Raw genomic sequence first — 21,046 nt, forward strand, 5'->3', positions numbered from 1 at the left:
GACGCCGAACTTGGAGTGTGCAGATGTCCCGGTCCGCAGGCATCGTCCCCGATCCAGAACAGGCGCCCGGCACGGGGGCGGAGCCCGGTCCGGACCTGGCGCGGCGCCTGGCGGAACTGCCGGTGTCGGAGCAGATCAGGCTGCTGCTCGACCTGGTGAGCGGACACGCACAGGAGGTCGTGAGCCGGGTTCGGCCGGGGGAGGGCGCGATCACCGACACCCGGCGGCCCTTCCTGGACCTCGGGCTGGACTCGCTGGGCCTGGTCGAACTGCACGCGCGGCTGACGGCCGCCACCGGGCTGGCGCTGCCGGTCACGATCGCCTTCGACCATCCGAGCCCGGCGCTGCTCGCGGGCTTCCTGCGCGCGCAGGTGCTGGGACTTCCGGCCGAGCCGGTGGACCGGGACGCCCCGGCGCAGCCGCGGTCCGACGACGATCCGGTGGCCGTCGTCGGGTTCAGCGGCCGGTTCCCGGGCGGGGTGCGGTCCGCCGAGGACCTGTGGGAGCTGGTCTCGCAGGGCCGCAGCGCGGTGGGCGAGTTCCCCGCCGACCGGGACTGGAACCTCGACGCCCTCTTCGCCGCCGGTCCCGGCGCGGCCGGCGGCAGCTCCACCCGGATCGGCGGGTTCCTGCACGACGTCGCCGGGTTCGACGCCGAGTTCTTCGGTATCAGCCGGCGCGAGGCGCTGGCGATGGATCCGCAGCAGCGGCTGATGCTGGAGACCGCATGGGAGGCCCTGGAGCGCACCGGGATCGACCCCTCGTCGCTGCGCGGCAGCCGGACCGGCGTCTTCGTGGCCGCGGGCGCGACCGAGTACGGCGTGCGGATGCACGAGGCCCCCGAGCAGCTGGCCGGCTACCTGGTGACCGGCAGCGCCCTCAGCGTCACCTCCGGCCGGGTGGCGTACACGCTGGGTCTGGAGGGCCCGGCGCTGACCCTCGACACGGCCTGCTCCGGCTCGCTGGTCGCGCTGCACCTCGCCGTCCAGTCGGTGCTTCGCGGAGAGTGCTCGCTGGCCCTGGCCGGCGGCGTGACGGTGCTCAGCGGCCCCGGGCTGTTCATGGAGTTCAGCAAACAGCGCGGGCTCGCCCCGGACGGTCTGGTGAAGGCGTTCGCCGCGGCCGCCGACGGTACCGGCTTCGCCGAGGGAGCCGGGCTGCTGGTCGTCGAGCGGTTGTCGGACGCCCGGCGCAACGGGCATCCGGTGCTGGCTCTGATCCGCGGCTCGTCGATCAACCAGGACGGCGCGAGCAACGGACTGACCGCCCCGAGCGGCCCCGCGCAGCAGCGGGTGATCCGCCAGGCACTGGCCGCCGCCGGGCTCACCCCCGGCGAGGTGGACGCGGTCGACGCGCACGGTACCGGTACCACCCTCGGAGACCCGATCGAGGCCCAGGCGCTGATCGCCACCTACGGCAGGGACCGGTCGCCACGTGACCCGCTCTGGCTGGGCTCGGTGAAGTCCAACCTCGGCCACACCCAGGCCGCCGCCGGAGTGGCGGGCATCGTCAAGATGATCATGGCGATGCGGCACGGCGTGCTGCCGAGGACGCTGCACGTTGACGCCCCCTCGCCCAACGTCGACTGGTCGGCCGGAACGGTCCGGCTGCTGACCGAGGAGGTGCCCTGGGAGCCCGGCGCCAAGCCGCGCCGCGCCGCCGTCTCGGGCTTCGGCATCAGCGGCACCAACGCACACGTCATCCTGGAGGAACCGCCGCACCCGGACCCCGCGCCCGGGCAGCCCCCGCACGAGACACCCGAGCCCCCGGAGGCGCCGGACGGGTCGGACGCGCCGGACGGGTCCGCGGCCCGGCCCCCGACCCTCCTGATGGTCTCCGGCGGCACCGAGGCCGCCCTGCGCGCCCAGGCCGACCGGCTGCTGACCTTCGTGTCGGCCCACCCGGCCACCCCGCTCGCCGACCTCGGCCACTCCCTGGCGACCACCCGTGCCGCGCTGGAGCACCGCGCGGTCGTGGTCGCCGACGACCGGGCCGCCCTCCTGCGCACCCTGCGCGCCCTCGCCGCAGGGGAGCCGCAGGCCCCCGGCGCGTACACCGGCAGCCGCTCCGCGGGCCGGCTGGCCTTCCTCTTCACCGGGCAGGGCAGTCAGCGCCTGGCGATGGGACGCGAGCTGTACGGCGCGTACCCGGTCTTCGCCGACGCCCTGGAGGAGGCCGTCGGCTACCTCGACCTCCAACTGGACGTCTCCCTGTGGGACGTGCTCTTCGCCGAGGAGGGCACTGCCGAGGCGGCCCTGCTCGACCGGACGATGTACGCCCAGGCGGCCCTGTTCGCCGTCGAGGTGGCGCTGTTCCGGCTGGTCGAATCCTGGGGGGTACGGCCGGACTTCCTCGCCGGGCACTCGATCGGCGAGATCGTCGCCGCGCACGCCGCCGGAGTCCTCGGCCTGGAGGACGCCGCCACCCTGGTCGGGGCCCGCGGCCGGCTGATGCAGGAACTGCCGGCCGGCGGCGCCATGGTCGCAGTCCGGGCCGCCGAGGAGGAGGTCCGGCCGCTGCTCACCGACCAGGTGGGCATCGCCGCAGTCAACGGCCCGGGCTCGGTGGTGATCTCCGGGGCCGAGCAGCCGACCCTGGCGCTGGCCGCGCGGTTCGCCGACCTGGGCCGGCGCACCCGGGTGCTGCGGGTGAGCCACGCGTTCCACTCGCCGCTGATGGAGCCGATGCTCGACGACTTCCGCCGGGTCGCCGGCATCCTCACCTACTCCGCGCCGCGGATCCCGGTCGTGTCGCACCTGACCGGGCGCCTGGCCAACGCCGAGGAACTCTGCTCGCCGGAGTACTGGGTCCGCCACGTCCGCGAGGCGGTGCGCTTCGCCGACGGCGTCCGCTGGCTGGCCGACCAGGGGGTGCGCACCTTCCTGGAGCTGGGACCGGACGCGGTGCTGAGCGCCATGGGACCGGACTGCCTGCCCGCCCACGCCGACGACGCCGTGTTCGCGCCGCTGCTGCGCGGCGGGCGGGCGGAGCCGCGCGAGACCCTCTCCGCAGTGGCCCTGGCCACCGCCCGCGGCGCCACCCTGGACTGGTCCGCGCTGCTCCCGGACCGCGGTCCGCACCGCGTCCCGCTGCCCACCTACGCCTTCCAGCAACGGCGGTACTGGATGAGCGCGCCGCCGTCCGGCACCGACCCGTCCGGCTTCGGGCAGATCGCCGCCCGACACCCGCTGCTCGGCGCGGCGGTCGGCCTGGCCGGCTCCGACGGAGCCGTCCTGACCGGCCGGGTATCCCTGCGCTCCCACCCGTGGCTGGCCGACCACGTGATCGCGGGCGTGGCCCTGCTGCCCGGCACGGCATTCGTGGACCTGGCCGTGCGGGCCGGCGACCACGTCGGCTGCTCCCGGGTGGACGAACTGACCCTGCACGCGCCGCTGCCGCTGCCGCCGGCCGGCGGCACGGCCCTGCAGGTCGTGGTCGGCCCCGCCGACGCCGCCGGCCGGCGCACGGTCGAGTTCTACTCGCGTCCCGAGGACTCCGCCCCGGAGGACCTCTGGGTGCGGCACGCCGAAGGCGTGCTGGCGCCCGCCGCCACGCCCGCCGCCACAGCCGCGCAGGCACTGGCGGCGCTGGGCGGCCCGTGGCCGCCGGCGGACGCGCGACCCGTCGACGTCAGCGGCCTCTACGCGGACCTGGCGGACCAGGGCTACGGCTACGGACCCGGCTTTCAGGGGGTCCGGGCGCTCTGGCGGCGCGGCTCCGAGGTCTTCGCCGAGGTGGCCCTGCCCGAGCAGACCCGGGCCGACGCCGCCGCGTACGGCCTGCATCCGGCCCTGCTGGACGCCGCGCTGCACGCCTCGGACCATGCCTCGGACTCGGCCGCGGCAGCCCCCGGGCCACCGCGCGTCCCCTTCTCCTGGAGCGGGGTGACCCTGCACTCCGCGGGCGCCCATGCGGTGCGGGTCCGCATCGTGGCGCCGTCCCGGGACGAGATCTCGCTGGCGATCGCGGACTCCACGGGAGCGCCGGTGGCCTCCGTGGACTCCCTGGTGGTACGCCCGGTCCCGGCCGCCGGAGTGCGGGCCGCCCGGGCCGGCCGGCCCGGCTCGCTGTACCGGGTGCGGTGGCAGCCGATGCCGGGCACCCCCGACGGCGAGGCGACCGCCCTGCCCGAACTGCCGCCTTCGGCCGATTCCCCGACGTCGGCCGAACCCCCGGCCCCGGCCGGTCCTTCGGAGGCGGCCGGCCCGGCGGGCGGCACTCCCGTCCTGGTGCTCCACCGCGTCCTGCGGAGCGGCGAGGAACCCCCGCCGGCCGCGGTCCGCGCGGTCACCGGCGAGGTGCTCGCCGTGGTGCAGCGCTGGCTCGCCGACGAGCGCCGCTCCGACTCCCGGCTGGTGATCGCCACCCACGGCGCCGTCGCCACCGAGGACGGCGCCCAGCCCGATCTCGTCCAGGCACCCGTGTGGGGCCTGGTCCGCTCCGCCCAGGCGGAGAACCCCGGCCGCCTGGTGCTGCTGGACCTCGACGGCACCGACGCCTCCGAGACCGCGCTCGCCTCGGCCGCCGCCCTCGCCGTCGCTGCCGACGAGCCCGAACTCGCCCTGCGGCACGGCGAGATCCTGGTGCCCCGGCTGGCCGCGGCCACCTCGACGGACCCGGGCCGGCCCATGCCCTGGAGCGCCGCGGGCACCGTCCTGGTCACCGGCGGGACCGGCGGCCTCGGCGCCGCCCTCGCCCGGCACCTGGTCACCGAACACGGCGTACGCCACCTGCTGCTCACCAGCCGGAGGGGCCCCGATGCCCCCGGTGCCCGCGAACTCCTCGCCGAACTAGCCGCGCTGGGCGCCTCGGTCACCGCGTCCGCCTGCGACGTGGCCGACCGCTCACGGCTGGCCGCGCTGCTGGCGGCGATCCCCGCCGAGCACCCTCTGACCGGCGTGGTCCACACCGCCGGCGTGATCGACGACGGCCTGGTCGGCTCGCTCGGCCCGCAGCGGCTGGAGACGGTGCTGCGGCCCAAGGTCGACGCCGCCTGGGCCCTGCACGAACTCACCCGCGACCACGACCTGTCGGCCTTCGTCCTGTACTCCTCCGCCGCCACCCTGCTCGACGGCGCCGGCCAGGCCAACTACGCCGCCGCCAACCTCTTCCTGGATGCCCTGGCCGTCCACCGCGCCGCCGCGGGGCAGCCGGCCACCTCGCTCGCCTGGGGCCTGTGGACGGGGGACGCCGGCATGGGCGCCGGCCTGGACGACACCGCCGTCCAGCGGATCAGGCGCCTGGGCCTGGAACCGCTGACCTTCGCGGAGAACCTGCGGCTGCTGGACGAGGCGCTCGCCCACGCCGGCGCCGCCGTGTTGCCGCTGCGGGTGGACACCCGGGCCCTGCGGGACCGCTCCGACGGCGTCCCGGCGATCCTGCGCGGCCTGGTCCGCGAACCCGCCCGCCCCACCGCGACCGGAGGGCCCGTGCAGGCGGCCGTCCCCCTGGCACAGCGCCTCGCGCCGCTCGCCGAGGCGGACCGCGCCGCGATCCTGCTCGATCTGGTCCGCACCCATGCGGCCGCCGTGCTCGGCTACGACGGCGCCGGGGAGGTCCACGCCGCCAAGGCCTTCAACGAGCTCGGCTTCGACTCGCTCGCCGCCGTCGAGCTGCGCAACCGGCTCGCCGCCGCCACCGGACTGCGCCTGAACGCCACCCTGACCTTCGATCACCCGAACGCAGCCGCACTGGCCCGGCACCTGGGCGACCGGCTGCTCGGCGAGGCCGGCCCCGCCCCCGAGGCCGCGGTCGCCGTCCGGCCCGCCACCGACGAGCCGATCGCGATCGTCGGCATGGCCTGCCGCTACCCCGGCGGCGTCACCTCCCCCGAGGACCTGTGGCGCCTGGTGTCGGCCGGTGCCGACGTCATCTCGGGCTTCCCGACCGACCGCGGCTGGGCCACCGACCTGTACGACCCGGAGATCGGCAAGCCGGGTCGGACGTACTCCACCGTGGGCGGCTTCCTGTACGACGCGGCCCATTTCGACCCGGACTTCTTCGGTATCAGCCCCCGCGAGGCCCACGCGATGGACCCGCAGCAGCGGCTGCTGCTGGAGGCCGCCTGGGAGGCCGTAGAGCGGGCCGGGATCGACCCGACCACCCTGCGGGGCAGCCGCACCGGCGTCTTCGCCGGCGTGATGTACCACGACTGGGGGCTCCGGCTCGGCCCGCTCCCCGAGGACGTGGCCGCCTACCACGGCAACGGCAGCCTCGCCAGCATGGCCTCCGGCCGGGTCGCCTACACCATGGGCCTGGAGGGGCCCGCGGTGACGGTCGACACCGCCTGCTCCTCCTCGCTGGTCGCCCTGCACTGGGCCGCCGACGCCCTCCGCCGAGGAGAGTGCACGCTCGCCCTGGCCGGCGGCGCCACCGTGATGTCCACCCCGGACACCTTCCTGGACATGAGCCGGCAGCGCGGTCTGGCGGCCGACGGCCGGTGCAAGTCCTTCGGCGCCGGCGCCGACGGCACCGGCTGGAGCGAAGGCGTCGGGCTGCTGCTCCTGGAGCGGCTGTCCGACGCGCGGCGCAACGGTCACCAGGTGCTGGCGGTGGTGCGTGGCTCCGCCGTCAACTCCGACGGCGCGTCCAACGGGCTGACCGCGCCCAACGGCCCCGCCCAGCAGCGGGTGATCATGCAGGCCCTCGCCGACGCCGGCCTCACCCCGGCCGAGGTCGACGCCGTCGAGGGCCACGGCACCGGCACCCGGCTCGGCGATCCGATCGAGGCCCAGGCCCTGCTGGCCACGTACGGCCAGGGCCGCCCCGAGGGCGGCCGGCCGCTGTGGCTGGGTTCGGTGAAGTCCAACATGGGCCACACTCAGGCCGCCTCCGGAGTCGCGGGCATCATCAAGATGGTGGCGGCCATGCGGCACGGCACGCTGCCGGCCACCCTGCACGCCGAGACGCCCTCCGACCAGGTGGACTGGTCCGCCGGGGCCGTGCGGCTGCTCACCGAGGCCGTGCCGTGGCCCGAGAACGGGCACCCGCGCCGTGCGGGTGTCTCCTCGTTCGGCATCAGCGGCACCAACGCCCACGTGATCGTCGAACAGGCCCCGGACCTGCCCCCCGCGGCCGCCGCGGACCTGCTGCCCCCGGGCGGCGCGTCCGAACCGGCCGGCCCCCCGCTGCCCTGGGTGCTGTCCGCCAGGACGCCCGCCGCCCTGCAGGCCCGGGCAGCGCAGTTGCACGCCCTCACCGCAGACCTGCAGGAGGAGGAACTCGCCACCGCCGCAAGGGCACTGGCCACCACCCGGGCAGCTCTGGAACACCGCGCGGTGGCGGTCGGCACCGACCGCGCCGAACTCGCCGCCGCCCTGGACGGCCTGTCGACGGCCGGCACGGTACAGGAGGGCGGGCTCGCGTTCGTGTTCACGGGTCAGGGTGCGCAGCGACTCGGGATGGGGCGTGAGCTGTGCGGGGCGTTCCCGGTGTTCGCGTCGGCGTTCGACGCGGTGGTGGCGGAGCTGGACGGGCTGTTGGACCGGCCGTTGCGGGAGGTGGTGTGGGGTGAGGACATCGGGCTGCTGAACCGTACGGGGTTCGCGCAGCCGGCGTTGTTCGCGTTCGAGGTGGCGTTGTTCCGTCTGGTGGAGTCGTGGGGTGTGCGTCCGGACTTCCTCGCCGGGCATTCGGTCGGTGAGATTGCTGCCGCCCACGTCGCGGGGGTGTTCTCCCTCCCGGACGCGGCTCGTCTGGTGGCGGCGCGTGGTCGGTTGATGGAGGCGCTGCCGGAGGGCGGTGCGATGGTGGCGCTGCAGGCGGGTGAGGCGGAGGTCGCACCGCTGCTGGGTGACCGGGTTGGCGTGGCGGCGGTGAACGGGCCGCAGGCGGTGGTGGTCTCGGGCGACGAGGACGCGGTCCTCGACGTCGCCGCGCATTTTGAGGCGCTGGGCCGCAAGACGTCGCGGCTGGCGGTGTCGCACGCGTTCCACTCAATCCTGATGGAGCCGATGCTCGACGAGTTCCGCCAGGTCGCCGAGGGGCTCGGTTACCGGCCGCCGCGGATTCCCGTTGTCTCGACCCTCACGGGCGGGCTCGCCACCGCCGACGAGCTGTGCGAGCCCGGCTACTGGGTGCGCCATGTCCGCGGGAGCGTCCGCTTCGCGGACGCCGTCCGCACGCTGGCCGCCGAGGGCACCACCACCTTCGCCGAGATCGGCCCCGACGGCGCACTCAGCGCCCTCGGTGGTGCGTCCGTCGGCGCCGACCGGGACACCGCCTTCGTCCCGCTCCTGCGCCGCGACCGCGACGAGCAACGCTGCCTGCTCGCCGCCGTCGGCGCCCTGTGGACCCGCGGCACCGCCGTGGACTGGGAGACCCTCCTCGGCGACCGCGGTCACGGCCACCTGGACCTGCCCACCTACCCCTTCCAGCGGCAGCGCTACTGGCTGGACGCCGCGCCTGCCGCCGGGGACGTCGGCTCCGCCGGACTCGACCCCGTCGAACACCCCCTCCTCGGCGCGGCCGCGCTGTCCCCCGAATCGGGCGCCGTCGTCCTCTCCGGCCGGCTCTCCCGATCCGGCCAGCCGTGGGTCGCCGACCACGGCGTGCTGGGCTCCGTCCTGCTCCCCGGCACCGGCTTCGTCGAACTGGCGATCCGCGCCGGCGACCAGGTCGGCTGCGACCTGCTCGAAGAACTCACCCTCGAAGCACCACTCGTCCTGCCCGAACACGGCGGCGTCGCCCTGCGCGTCGTCGCCGGCCCGCCCGACGAGTCAGGCCGCCGCACGCTGCACATCCACTCCCGACGCGACGACGCGCCGGGTGACCCCGCCGAGCAGACCTGGACCCGCCACGCCGCCGGCTTCCTCGCCCCCGGGCACCAGGAACCGCCGGTGGACCTCACCCAGTGGCCGCCGCCCGGCGCCACCCCCGTCGACCTGACCGGCGCCTACGACCGGCTGCGCGACCGCGGCTACCACTACGGCCCGGCGTTCCGGGGCATGCGCGCCGCCTGGCGCCGCGGCGACGAACTCTTCGCCGAGGTCGCCCTCCCCGACGGTCCCGAAGCCGGCGCGGTACGCGGCGAAGCCGCCCGCTACGGCCTGCACCCGGCCCTGCTCGACGCCGCCATGCACGCCGACATCCTGGTCGACCAGCAGGAGGACGGCGGCTCCGACACCCTGCTCCCGTTCGCCTGGAGCGGCGTTCGCCTGCACGCCTCCGGAGCATCCGCTCTGCGCGTGTGGGTCCGCCGGATCCGTGGCGCCGAGGAGTCCGCGATGGCGGTCGCCGACGAGAGCGGACGACCCGTCATGAGCGTCCGGTCGCTGATCTCCCGGCCCGTGTCGGCCGACCAGCTCGACGCCGCCCGGGGCACCCTCGCCGACTCCCTCCTCCAGCTCCGGTGGACACCCGTCGCCGGCGATCCCGCCGCCGCGCCGCGCTGCGCCGTGCTCGGCGCCGTCCCGGCGGGCCCCGCCGGCACGCCCGGCTACCCCGACCTGGCCTCGCTGGCCGAAGCCGCCGACGCCGGCGACCTGCCCGACCTCGTCCTGGCACCCTGCCCCGTGCCGGACGCCGGCGACCTCCCCGGAGCCGTCCGGGCCACCACCGGCCACGTCCTCGACCTCATCCGGGGCTGGCTGGCCGACGAGCGCTTCAGCACGGCGACCCTGGCCGTGGTCACCCGGGGGGCCGTCGCCGTCACCTCGGACGCCGACCTCACGGCGCTCGCCCAGGCCCCCGTCTGGGGCCTGGTCCGCGCGGCCCAGGCCGAGAACCCCGGCCGCCTGCTGCTCGTCGACACCGACGACACCGAGCAGTCCCGGCAGGCGCTCCCCGCCGCCGCCGCCCTCGGCGAACCCGAACTCGCCCTGCGCGAAGGACAGGCCCGGATACCCCGGCTCGCCAGGGCCCTCGTACCGGCCGCAGCCGCACCCTCGCCCTGGGACACCACCGGCACCGTCCTCGTCACCGGCGGCACCGGCGGCCTCGGCGCCCTCGTCGCCCGCCACCTGGCAGCCGAACACGGCGTACGCCACCTGCTGCTCACCAGCAGGCGGGGCCCGGACGCCCCGGACGCCGCCACCCTCCGCGCCGAACTGCAGGAACTCGGGGCCCAGGTCACCGTGGCCGCCTGCGACGCCGCCGACCGGGACGCGCTCGCCGCGCTGCTCGCCGCCGTCCCCGCCGACCACCCGCTGACCGCCGTGGTGCACGCCGCAGGGGTCGTCGACCCGGGCCTGATCGGCTCGCTCACCTCCCGTCAGCTCGACACCGTCCTGCGGCCCAAGGCCGACGCCGCCTGGCACCTGCACGAACTCACCCGCGACGCCGACCTCACCGCCTTCGTCCTCTTCTCCTCCGCCGGCGGCCTGGTGCTGCCCGCCGGCCAGGGCAACTACGCCGCCGCCAACGTCTTCCTCGACGCCCTCGCCCACCACCGCCACGCCGCCGCCCTGCCCGCAACCTCCCTCGCCTACGGCATGTGGGCCGTCAACACCGGCCTCGGCGGCGAACTCGGCTCAGCCGACCTGGAACGCATGGAGCGTCTCGGCCTGCCCGCGCTGACCGCCGCCGACGGCCTGCGGCTCCTCGACGAGGCGCTGCGCACCGGACACGCCGCGCTGGCGCCGCTGCACATCGCCCCCGCCGCCCTGCACGCCCGCGGCGACGGTATCCCGCCACTGCTGCGGGCCGCCGCCCGTCCCGCGGCCCGCCCGTCCGCCGGCCGCGACCGGCCCGCCGCCGGCAGCGACCTGCGCCGCACCCTCGGCGCGCTCACCGGGGCGGACCGCGAACGCACCCTGCTGGACCTGGTCGCCACCCATGTCGCCGCCGTCCTCGGACACGCCGACGCCGGCACGGTGGGCCCCGACCGGGCGTTCAGGGACCTCGGCTTCGACTCGCTCGCCGCCGTGGAACTGCGCAACGCCCTCAACACCGCGACCGGCCTGCGGCTGCCGGCCACCCTCGTGTTCGACCACCCCACCGCCCGCGCGGCCGCGGACTTCCTCGCCGCCCAGCTCGCCGACGGACCCGCCGCCCCGGACACGCCCCCGCCGGCGCCCGCCGCCGTCCGCGACGACGAGCCCATCGCGATCATCGGCATCAGCTGCCGCTTCCCCGGCGGGGTGCGATCCGCCGACGACCTGTGGGACCTGGTCGCCGACGGCCGCGACGCCGTCGCCGGGTTCCCCACCGACCGAGGCTGGGACATCGACGGCGTCTACGACCCCGAACCGGGCCTGCCCGGGCGGACCTACGCCCGCGACGGCGGCTTCCTCTACGACGCCGCCGACTTCGACCCGGCGTTCTTCGGCATCTCACCGCGCGAGGCCCTCGCCATGGACCCCCAGCAGCGCCTGCTGCTGGAGGCCTCCTGGGAGGTCTTCGAACGCGCCGGCATCGACCCGGCACGGATGCGCGGCAGCCAGACCGGCGTCTACGCCGGCGTCATGTACCACGACTACGGCACCCGCCTGGCGCACGTCCCCGACGACCTGGCCGGCTACCTCGGCAACGGAACCGCCGCCAGCATCCTCACCGGCCGCGTCGCCTACACGCTCGGCCTGGAGGGCCCCGCCGTCAGCGTGGACACCGCCTGCTCCTCCTCGCTGGTCGCCCTGCACATGGCCTGCCAGGCGCTGCGCAACGGCGAGGTGGGCATGGCCCTCGCCGGCGGCGTCACGGTGATGTCCACCCCGGAGATCTTCGTCGAGTTCAGCCAGCAGCGCGGCCTGTCCGCGGACGGTCGTTGCAAGGCCTTCGCCGGCGCCGCCGACGGCACGGGATGGTCCGAGGGCCTCGGGGTGCTGCTCCTGGAGCGGCTCTCCGACGCGCAGCGCAACGGCCACCAGGTCCTCGCGGTGATCCGCGGTTCCGCCATCAACCAGGACGGCGCCAGCAACGGCCTCACCGCCCCCAACGGCCCCTCGCAACAGCGGGTGATCCAGCGGGCCCTGGCCGCCGCGGGCCTCGGGCCCGCCGACGTCGACCTCGTCGAGGGCCACGGCACCGGCACCCGGCTCGGCGACCCGATCGAAGCCCAGGCCCTGCTGGCCACCTACGGTCGGGGCCGCTCCGACGACGACCCGGTCTGGCTCGGCTCCATCAAGTCCAACATCGGCCACGCCCAGGCCGCCGCAGGAGTCAGCGGCGTCATCAAGACGGTCATGGCGATCCGTCACGGCGTCCTGCCCAGGACCCTCCACGTCGACCGGCCCTCGCCCGAGGTCGACTGGTCGGCCGGTGCGGTCCGGCTGCTCACCGAGGCCCGGCCTTGGCCCGAGCGGTCCGCGCCGCGCCGCGCCGGGATCTCCTCCTTCGGCCTGAGCGGCACCAACGCCCACGTGATCGTCGAGCAGGCCCCCGAACCGGCGCCCGCCACCGATCCGGCCGGTCCGACCGCCCCCGACGCCGCCCCCGCTCGGCCCCGGCGGACGCCGGCCACGGCCGTGCCGCTGGTGCTGTCCGCCGCCGCGGACGCCGCCCTGCCCGGCCAGGCCGAGCGGCTGCACGCCCACCTCACCGCCCACCCCGAGACGGACCTCGTCGACCTCGGCCACTCCCTGGCGACCACCCGCACCGCCCTGGAGCACCGCGCCGTCGTCCTCGCCACCGACCGCGGCACCGCCCTGCAGGCCCTCGCCGCCCTCGCCTCCGGCACCGTCGGCGCCGGCCCGGATGGCATCGCGGCGGACGGCACGGCAGTGGTCCGGGGCCGGACCCGCACCGGCGGCCTGACCGCCTTCCTCTTCTCCGGTCAGGGCGCGCAGCGCCCCGGCATGGGCCGCCGCCTCCACGAGGCCCACCCGGCCTTCGCCGCCGCCCTGGACGCAGCGTGCGCCGAACTCGACCCGCACCTCGACCGGCCCCTGCGCGAGCTGATGTTCGCCCCGCCCGGCTCACCCGAAGCCGAACTGCTGAACCGGACCGGGTACGCGCAGCCGGCGCTGTTCGCCCTCGAAGTGGCGCTCTTCCGCCTCGTCGAGGCCTTCGGGCTGCGCCCCGACCGGGTCCTGGGCCACTCCGTCGGCGAACTCGCCGCCGCCCACGCCGTCGGAGTCCTCTCCCTCGCCGACGCCGCCACGCTGGTGGCCGCCCGGGGGCGGCTGATGCAGGCCCTGCCGGCCGGCGGAGCCATGATCGCCGTACAGGCAGCCGCGGAGGAGGTCCAGCCCCTGCTCACCGACGGGACCGGCATCGCCGCGGTCAACGGTCCCCGCTCGGTGGTCGTCTCCGGCCCCGAGGAGGCCGTCCTCGCCGTCGCCGAGCACCTCCGGGCCCAGGGCCGCCGCACCAGCCGGCTCCAGGTCTCACACGCCTTCCACTCCCCGCTGATGGACCCGATGCTCGCCGACCTCCGGCGCGTCGCCGAGGGACTCCGCTACGCCCCGCCCACCCACCAGCTGGTCTCCACCCTCACCGGAAAGGCCGTCGCCGCCGACGAACTGTGCTCGCCCGAGTACTGGGTGCGGCACGCCCGCGAAGCGGTCCGCTTCGCCGACGGCATCCGCTTCCTCGAAGCCGAGGGCACCACCCGCTACCTCGAACTGGGACCCGACGGCGTGCTCTGCGCCATGGCCGAGGACTGCCTCACCGACCAGGCCGACACCGCGCTCGTCCTCCCCGCCCTGCGCAGGGACCGCGACGAGAGCGAAACGCTCGCCACCGCGCTGGCCCGGCTGCACGCCGACGGCCGGAGCCCCGACTGGGCCGCGTACTTCGGCCCGCAGAGCCCCGCCCCCGTCGCCCTGCCCACCTACGCCTTCCACCGCCGCCGCTACTGGCTGGACGCGTCCGCCCCCGTGGGCGACGCCGCCGGACTCGGCCAGACCGCCGCCGGACACCCGCTGCTCGGCGCCGTGCTCCACTCCCCGGAGACCGGTGCGCCCGTACTCACCGGCCGCCTCGCCCTGGACACCCACCCCTGGCTGGCCGACCACCGGGTGCTCGGCACCGTCCTGCTGCCCGGCACGGCTTTCGTCGAGATGGCCCTGCGGGCCGGACAGGCCGCCGGCCTCGAAGCGCTGGAGGAACTCACCCAGGAGGCGCCGCTGCCGGTACCCGAGCTGGGCGGCGTCGCCGTCCAGGTGGTCGTCGGACCCGAACGCGACACCGCCGACGGCGGCGAAGGACCCGGCAGGCGCGCCGTCGCCGTCTACTCCCGGGCAGCCGACCTCGCAGCCGACCGGCCGTGGACCCGCCACGCTCGCGGCATCCTCGCCACGGGCACCGGACCGGCCCCCGACGGGCACCTCGTCTGGCCCCCCGCCGACGCCCACCCCGTCGACGTCAGCGGCCTGTACCCCGATCTCGCCGCGCTCGGTTACGGCTACGGTCCGGCCTTCCAGGGCCTCAAGGCCGCCTGGCGGCGCGGCGACGAACTCTTCGCCGAGGTCGCGCTGCCCCCGGACAACCGCGCAGACGCCGCCGCGTACGGCCTCCACCCCGCGCTGCTCGACGCCGCCCTGCACGTGGAACGCGTCCTGGACGAGGGCCGCGCCGAGGCCGACCGCACCGCCCTGCCGTTCGCCTGGACGGGCGTCCGCCTGCACGCCCCCGGCGCCGCCGTGCTGCGGGTGCACCTCACCAAACCGGCGCCCGACGCCGTGGCGCTCGCCGTCACCGACCCGACCGGCGCGCCGGTCGCCGCGGTCGAGTCGCTGGTCGTCCGTGAGGTCACCGCCGACCAGCTCGCGGCCGGCGGCGCACCCCACGACTCCCTCTTCCACATCGCCTGGCGGCCCGTCGAGCCGCCGGCCCTCGAGCCCGACTCGACATCCCTATCCGCATCCCTTTCCGTGTCCGAGCCGGACTCCGAGTCCGCGTCCGGAGACCCGGTGATCGCCGTCATCGGTTCGCTCCCGCACGGGCTCGACGCCGCCCACCGCTCCTACCCCGACCTGGCCGCCCTGCGCGCCGCGGCCGACGCGGGCCGGCCCATCCCCGGGACGGTCCTGCTGGCCTGCCCGGACCCGGCCGGGCAGGCCGGCGCCGGCGCGGAAGGTCTCCCCGCCCAGGTCCTGGAAGGGACCCGACGCCTGCTCGCCATCCTCGGCGCATGGCTCGCCGACGAGCGGTTCGCCGCAGTCCGGCTCACCCTCGTCACCACCCATGCCGTCACCACCCGGCACCCCGCCGACTCCGTGAACCTGGCGCAGGCCCCGCTGTGGGGCGCCATACGGTCCGCGCAGGCCGAGAACCCCGGCCGCTTCGCCGTCGTCGACCTGGACGGGACCCCCGAGTCCACGCGCGCCCTGGCTGCCGCCGCCCAGGCCACGGAAGAGACCGAACTGGCGATCCGTCAGGGCAAGTACCTCGCGCCCAGGTTCACCGCCGTCGCCCCGGCCGGCGCCGGTAACGGCCGAGTCGCCGCCTGGAACGCCCAGGGCACCGTACTCATCACCGGTGGCACCGGTCTGCTCGGCTCCCGGCTCGCCCGCCACCTGGTCACCGGACACGGCGTACGCCACCTCGTCCTCGCCAGCCGCCGGGGCGCTGAGGCACCCGGCGCGCGAACCCTCCACGACGAGCTCACCGCGCTGGGCGCCCACGTCCGCCTGGCCGCCGTCGACGCCGCCGACCGCACCGCACTCGCCGCCCTGCTCGCCGACATTCCGGCCGAGCACCCCCTCACCGCCGTGGTGCACGCGGCCGGCGTCATGGACAACGGCCTCGTCGGCGCGCTCACCCCCGAGCAGGTCGCCCGGGTCCTGCGCCCCAAGGTCGACGCGGCCTGGCACCTGCACGAACTCACCCGTGACCTCGACCTGACCGCCTTCGTCCTCTACTCGTCGGCCGGCGGTATGGTGCTCGCCGCCGGCCAGGGCAACTACGCCGCCGCCAACGTCTTCCTCGACGCCCTCGCCGAACACCGCGCCGCCCGAGGACTGCCCGCCACGTCCCTCGCCTGGGGCCTGTGGGAGGGCACCGCGGACGCTGGCGAGGAACTCGGCGCAGCCGACCTGCGGCGGGTGAACCGCTCCGGCGTCACCGAACTCTCCTTCGCCGAGGGCCTCGCCCTCTTCGACGACGCCCTCCGCGCCCCGCACGCCGTCCTCGCACTCGTCCGGCTCGACCGCGCCACCCTGCGTGACCGGGCCGCCGACGTACCCGCGCTGCTCCGAGGCCTGGCGGGCCCCGGCCCGCGCCGTCGCACGCGCACCGGCAGCCCCGCGGTCGACACCGCCACGCTGGAGCGCCGGCTCATCGCGCTCCGGCCGGTCGAGCGAGACCGGTACCTGCTGGAACTCGTCCTCGGCCACGCCGCCGCCGTCCTCGGCCACGACGACCCCGCCGCCGTCCCCCGGACCCGGGGTTTCACCGAACTCGGACTCGACTCCCTCGGAGCCATCGAACTGCGCAACCGGCTGCGTACCGCCACCGGGCTGCGGCTCCCCGCCACGCTGATGTTCGACTACCCCAACTCCCAGGACCTGGCCGGGTTCCTGCTCGCCGAACTGCTCCCCGCCGCCGTGGCCGCACCTGCCACGGCCTCCGCGGCACCGCCCGACGACGAGTCCGTCCGCCGCACCCTGCAGTCCATCCCCGTCGCGCGACTGCGCGAAGCCGGCCTGCTCGACGCGCTGCTGAACCTCGTGACAGCAGAAGACGGTTCGGAACGGCCCGAGAGCGGCACGGACGGCGGGGAGCCCGAGGACCGCACCGAAGCGATCAAGAACATGGGCATCGACGACCTGGTACGCGCGGCCCTCGCGGCCGGCGACGGCAACTGACCGACCTGACTGACGAATTCGAGGGTGACGTGACCACATCGGTTGAGCAGGTCGTCGACGCGCTGCGCAAGTCGCTGCTGGAGAACGAACGGCTGCGCAAGGAATCGGGCAGGCTGACCGCGGCCGCCACCGAACCCGTCGCCGTCGTGGCCATGGGCTGCCGTTTCCCGGGCGGCGTCGCCTCGCCCGAGGACCTGTGGCGGCTGGTCGCCGACGGCGTCGACGCCGTCGGCGGATTCCCCGCCGACCGCGGCTGGGACCCCGCCGTCTACGACCCGGAGCCCGGCAGGCCCGGCAAGAGCTACACCCGCGACGGCGGGTTCCTCTACGACGCCGCCGACTTCGACGCGGCCTTCTTCGGCATCTCGCCCCGCGAGGCCCTGGTGATGGACCCCCAGCAGCGCCTGCTGCTGGAAGTCTGCTGGGAGACGCTGGAGCGCGCCGGTATCGACCCCGCCGCCCTCCGCGGCAGCCGTACCGGGGTCTACGCGGGCGTGATGTACCACGACTACGACGGCGGCAGCGCAGGCAGCTTCGTCTCCGGCCGGATCGCCTACACCCTGGGCCTGGAGGGCCCCGCAGTGAGCGTCGACACGGCGTGTTCGTCGTCGCTGGTGTCGCTGCACCTGGCGGCGCAGGCGCTGCGGTCGGGGGAGTGCTCGCTCGCCCTGGCCGGCGGGGTGACGGTGATGGCCACGCCCGAGATGCTGCTCTACTTCAGCGAGCAGCGGGGCCTGGCGCCGGACGGCCGGTGCAAGTCCTTCGCCGGTGCGGCGGACGGTACGGGCTGGGCCGAGGGTGCGGGTGTGCTGCTGCTGGAGCGGTTGTCCGACGCGCGGCGCAACGGCCACCAGGTGCTCGCCGTGCTCCGCGGCAGCGCGGTCAACCAGGACGGTGCGTCCAGCGGTCTGACCGCGCCCAACGGTCCGGCCCAACAGCGGGTGATCCGGCAGGCGTTGGCCAACGCGGGCCTGTCGTCGGCGGACGTCGACGCGGTCGAGGCGCACGGGACGGGGACGCGGCTGGGTGACCCGATCGAGGCGCAGGCGCTGCTGGCGACGTACGGGCAGGACCGGTCCGCGGATCAGCCCCTCTGGCTGGGGTCGATCAAGTCCAACTTCGGGCACGCCCAGGCCGCCGCCGGTGTCGCCGGCGTGATCAAAATGGTCATGGCGATCCGGAACGACACCCTGCCGAAGACCCTCCACGTCGACCGGCCGACACCACAGGTCGACTGGGAGGCCGGCCACGTCCGGCTGCTCTCGGACAGCCGCGCCTGGCCGCCCGCCGAGGGGCGTCCGCGCCGGGCGGGTGTGTCCTCGTTCGGTCTGAGCGGGACGAATGCGCATGTGATCGTGGAGGAGGCGCCGGACCAGGGGGGCGTCGAGGCCTCTGTCCTGGCCGACGGTCCTGTGCCGGTTCCGGTGGTGCCGTGGGTGGTGTCGGGGCGGACGCCGGGGGCCGTGGCGGCGCAGGCGCAGCGGTTGTTGTCTCTGGTGGGCGATGAGGCGCTGTTGGATGTGGCGTTCTCGTTGGCGACGTCACGCGGGGTGTTCGAGCATCGGGCTGTTGCGGTCGGTTCCGATGCCGGTGAGTTGCGGCGGGCGCTGAGTGCACTGGCCGAGGGTGTGCCGGACCCGGGTGTGCTGGTCGGCCGTGGCAGTGGCACGGGTCGTTCGGCGTTTGTGTTCACGGGTCAGGGTGCGCAGCGGTTGGGGATGGGGCGTGAGCTGTGCGCGGCGTTCCCGGTGTTCGCGTCGGCGTTCGACGCGGTGGTGGCGGAGTTGGACGGGTGGTTGGGCCGGCCGTTGCGGGAGGTGGTGTGGGGTGAGGACGTCGGGTTGTTGAACCGTACGGGGTTCGCGCAGCCGGCGTTGTTCGCGTTCGAGGTGGCGTTGTTCCGTCTGGTGGAGTCGTGGGGCGTGCGCCCGGACTTCGTGGCGGGGCATTCGGTCGGTGAGATTGCCGCCGCCCACGTCGCGGGGGTGTTTTCCCTTCAGGATGCGGCCAGGCTGGTCGCGGCGCGTGGTCGGTTGATGGAGGCGCTGCCGGAGGGCGGTGCGATGGTGGCGTTGCAGGCGGGTGAGGCGGAGGTTGTGCCGCTGCTGGGTGACCGGGTTGGCGTGGCGGCGGTGAACGGGCCGCAGGCGGTGGTGGTTTCGGGTGATGAGGACGCGGTCCTCGACGTCGCCGCGCATTTCGGGGCGCTGGGCCGTAAGACGTCGCGGCTGGCGGTGTCGCACGCGTTCCATTCGGTGTTGATGGAGCCGATGCTCGACGAGTTCCTTGCGGTGGCTGGGGAGTTGGAGTATCGGGAGCCGTCGGTCCCGGTGGTCTCGACGGTGACCGGTGTGCTGGGCGCGGAGTTGGCCTCGCCGGAGTACTGGGTGCGGCAGGTGCGGGAACCGGTGCGTTTCGCGGATGCCATGCGTACCTTGGAGGCGGACGGTGTCAGTCGGTTCCTGGAGCTGGGCCCGGATGGTGTGTTGACTGGGTTGGCGCAGCAATCGGTGGTTGGCGAGAATGCCGTACTGGTCGCTGCGACCCGCCGCAACCGGCCGGAGCCAGCCGCGCTGGTGACCGCAGTCGCCCAACTCCATGCCTCTGGTGTGGTGATGGACTGGTCGGCGTTCTTCGCGGGCGCCGGCGCCCGCCGCATCGACCTGCCCACCTACCCCTTCCAGCGCGAGCGGTACTGGGTCGAAAGTCCGCAGAGCCGGGCGGACGTGGCCTCCGCAGGCCTGATCGCTGCCGGACATCCGCTGCTCGGCGCAGCGGTCATGCTCGCCGACTCGGACGGTGTGGTGCTCACCGGCCGCGTCTCCCTCGCCACGCACCCCTGGCTCGCCGACCATGCGATCGGGACTTCGGTTATCTTTCCCGGTGCCGCTTTTGTAGAGCTCGCGATCCGCGCTGGTGACAACGCCGGGTGCGGGGTGCTGGAGGAACTCGCCCTTCAGGCGCCGTTGGTGGTGCCGGTGTCGGGTGGTGTGCAGGTTCAGGTGGTGGTGGGAGCTGGGGATGCTGTGGGTCGGCGTTCGGTGTCGGTGTTCTCGCGGGTTGAGGAGCGGTCTGATCTGCCGTGGACGTTGCATGCGCAGGGTGTGCTGGCTTCCGGTCCGGTCATTGCCGGTGAGGATCTGAGCCAGTGGCCTCCGGTGGGTGCGGAGGTGGTGGAGGTTGAGGGTGCGTACGGGGTGTTGGCGGAGTTGGGGTATCGGTACGGGCCGGTGTTCCGGGGTCTGAGGGCGGCGTGGCGGCGGGGCGAGGAGTTGTTTGCCGAGGTTGAGCTGCCGGAGCAGGCGCGGGCGGATGCGGAGCGGTTCGGGGTGCATCCGGCGTTGCTGGATGCGGCGATGCATGTGGCGTTGATCGGCGGGACGGGGACCGGTGAGCCGGTGCTGCCGTTCGTGTGGAACGGGGTGCGCCTGCACGCGGCGGGTGCCTCGGAGCTGAGGGTCCGCCTGGCGTCTTCGGCTCAGCGGGACGGGGTGGCGCTGTTCGTGGCCGACCACAGCGGTGATCCGGTGCTGACGGTGGAGTCGCTGGTCTCACGTGCGGTCTCGGCCGAGCAACTGGGCGCCTCCGCCGGTGCCGGCGACGCGCTGTACAGCGTGGATTGGCGGGCTGCTCCGGAGTCCGGCGAAGCCTCCGTCGTGGGGTGGACCGCGTGGGAGGAGCTTTCGGCCGAGGGACCGGTGCCGGACGCGGTGGTGTGGGAGTGTGCCGCGCCGGAGGGGGATGGCCCGTCGGCGGTGCGTGGGGTGGCCCTGGCGGTTCTGGGGGTGGTGCAGGGCTGGTTGGCGGGGGAGCGTTTTGCGTCGTCGCGGTTGGTGGTGGTGACGCGGGGTGCGGTGGCTACGGCCGAGGGTGCTGTGGTGGATGTGCGGCAGGCGCCGGTGTGGGGTCTGGTGCGGGCGGCGCAGGCGGAGAATCCGGGCCGGTTCGTGCTGGTGGACACGGACGGCTCGGCCTCGCTGGGGGTGGTGTTGGCTTCGGGTGAGCCGGAGTTGGCGGTTCGCGGGGGTGTGGTGCTGGTGCCGAGGCTGGCTCGGGTGTCGTTGGCCGTCGCGCCGGAGCCGGCGGCCGGGCCGGTGTTCGATCCGGAGGGGACGGTGCTGGTCACCGGTGGTACGGGTGGTCTGGGTGCTCTGGTGGCGCGGCATCTGGTGGTCGAGCACGGGGTTCGGCATCTGCTGTTGGCGAGTCGGCGCGGTCTGGAGGCGCCGGGTGCGGTGGAGCTGCGGGACGAGTTGGCTGCCTTGCGTGCGGAGGTCCGGGTCGCGGCGTGTGATGTGTCGGATCGTGGGGCGTTGGCGGGGTTGTTGGCGGATGTTGCGGCTGGTGGGCGTGCGTTGCGG

At 75.2% G+C, this 21,046-nt stretch carries 2 protein-coding genes; both read left to right on the forward strand.

Annotated features, from left to right (window positions below):
• Window positions 1–23: 23 nt before the first annotated feature.
• On the forward strand, window positions 24–16,685 hold the full coding sequence (locus tag ACFUK0_RS06205) for a type I polyketide synthase (RefSeq protein WP_380246875.1): 16,662 nt from the start codon (window positions 24–26) through the stop codon (window positions 16,683–16,685).
• Window positions 16,686–16,714: 29 nt separating this feature from the next.
• Window positions 16,715–21,046: type I polyketide synthase (locus ACFUK0_RS06210; RefSeq protein WP_380246876.1), on the forward strand; the 4,332-nt coding region annotated here is incomplete at its 3' end.

The sequence above is a fragment of the Kitasatospora sp. NPDC057223 genome (genome assembly GCF_042669755.1).
GTDB lineage: Bacteria > Actinomycetota > Actinomycetes > Streptomycetales > Streptomycetaceae > Kitasatospora.

Excerpts from the sequence above, each read along its gene's own strand:
- ACFUK0_RS06205 (WP_380246875.1), top strand. The coding sequence starts at position 24 with ATGTCCCGGTCCGCAGGCATCGTCCCCGATCCAGAACAGGCGCCCGGC.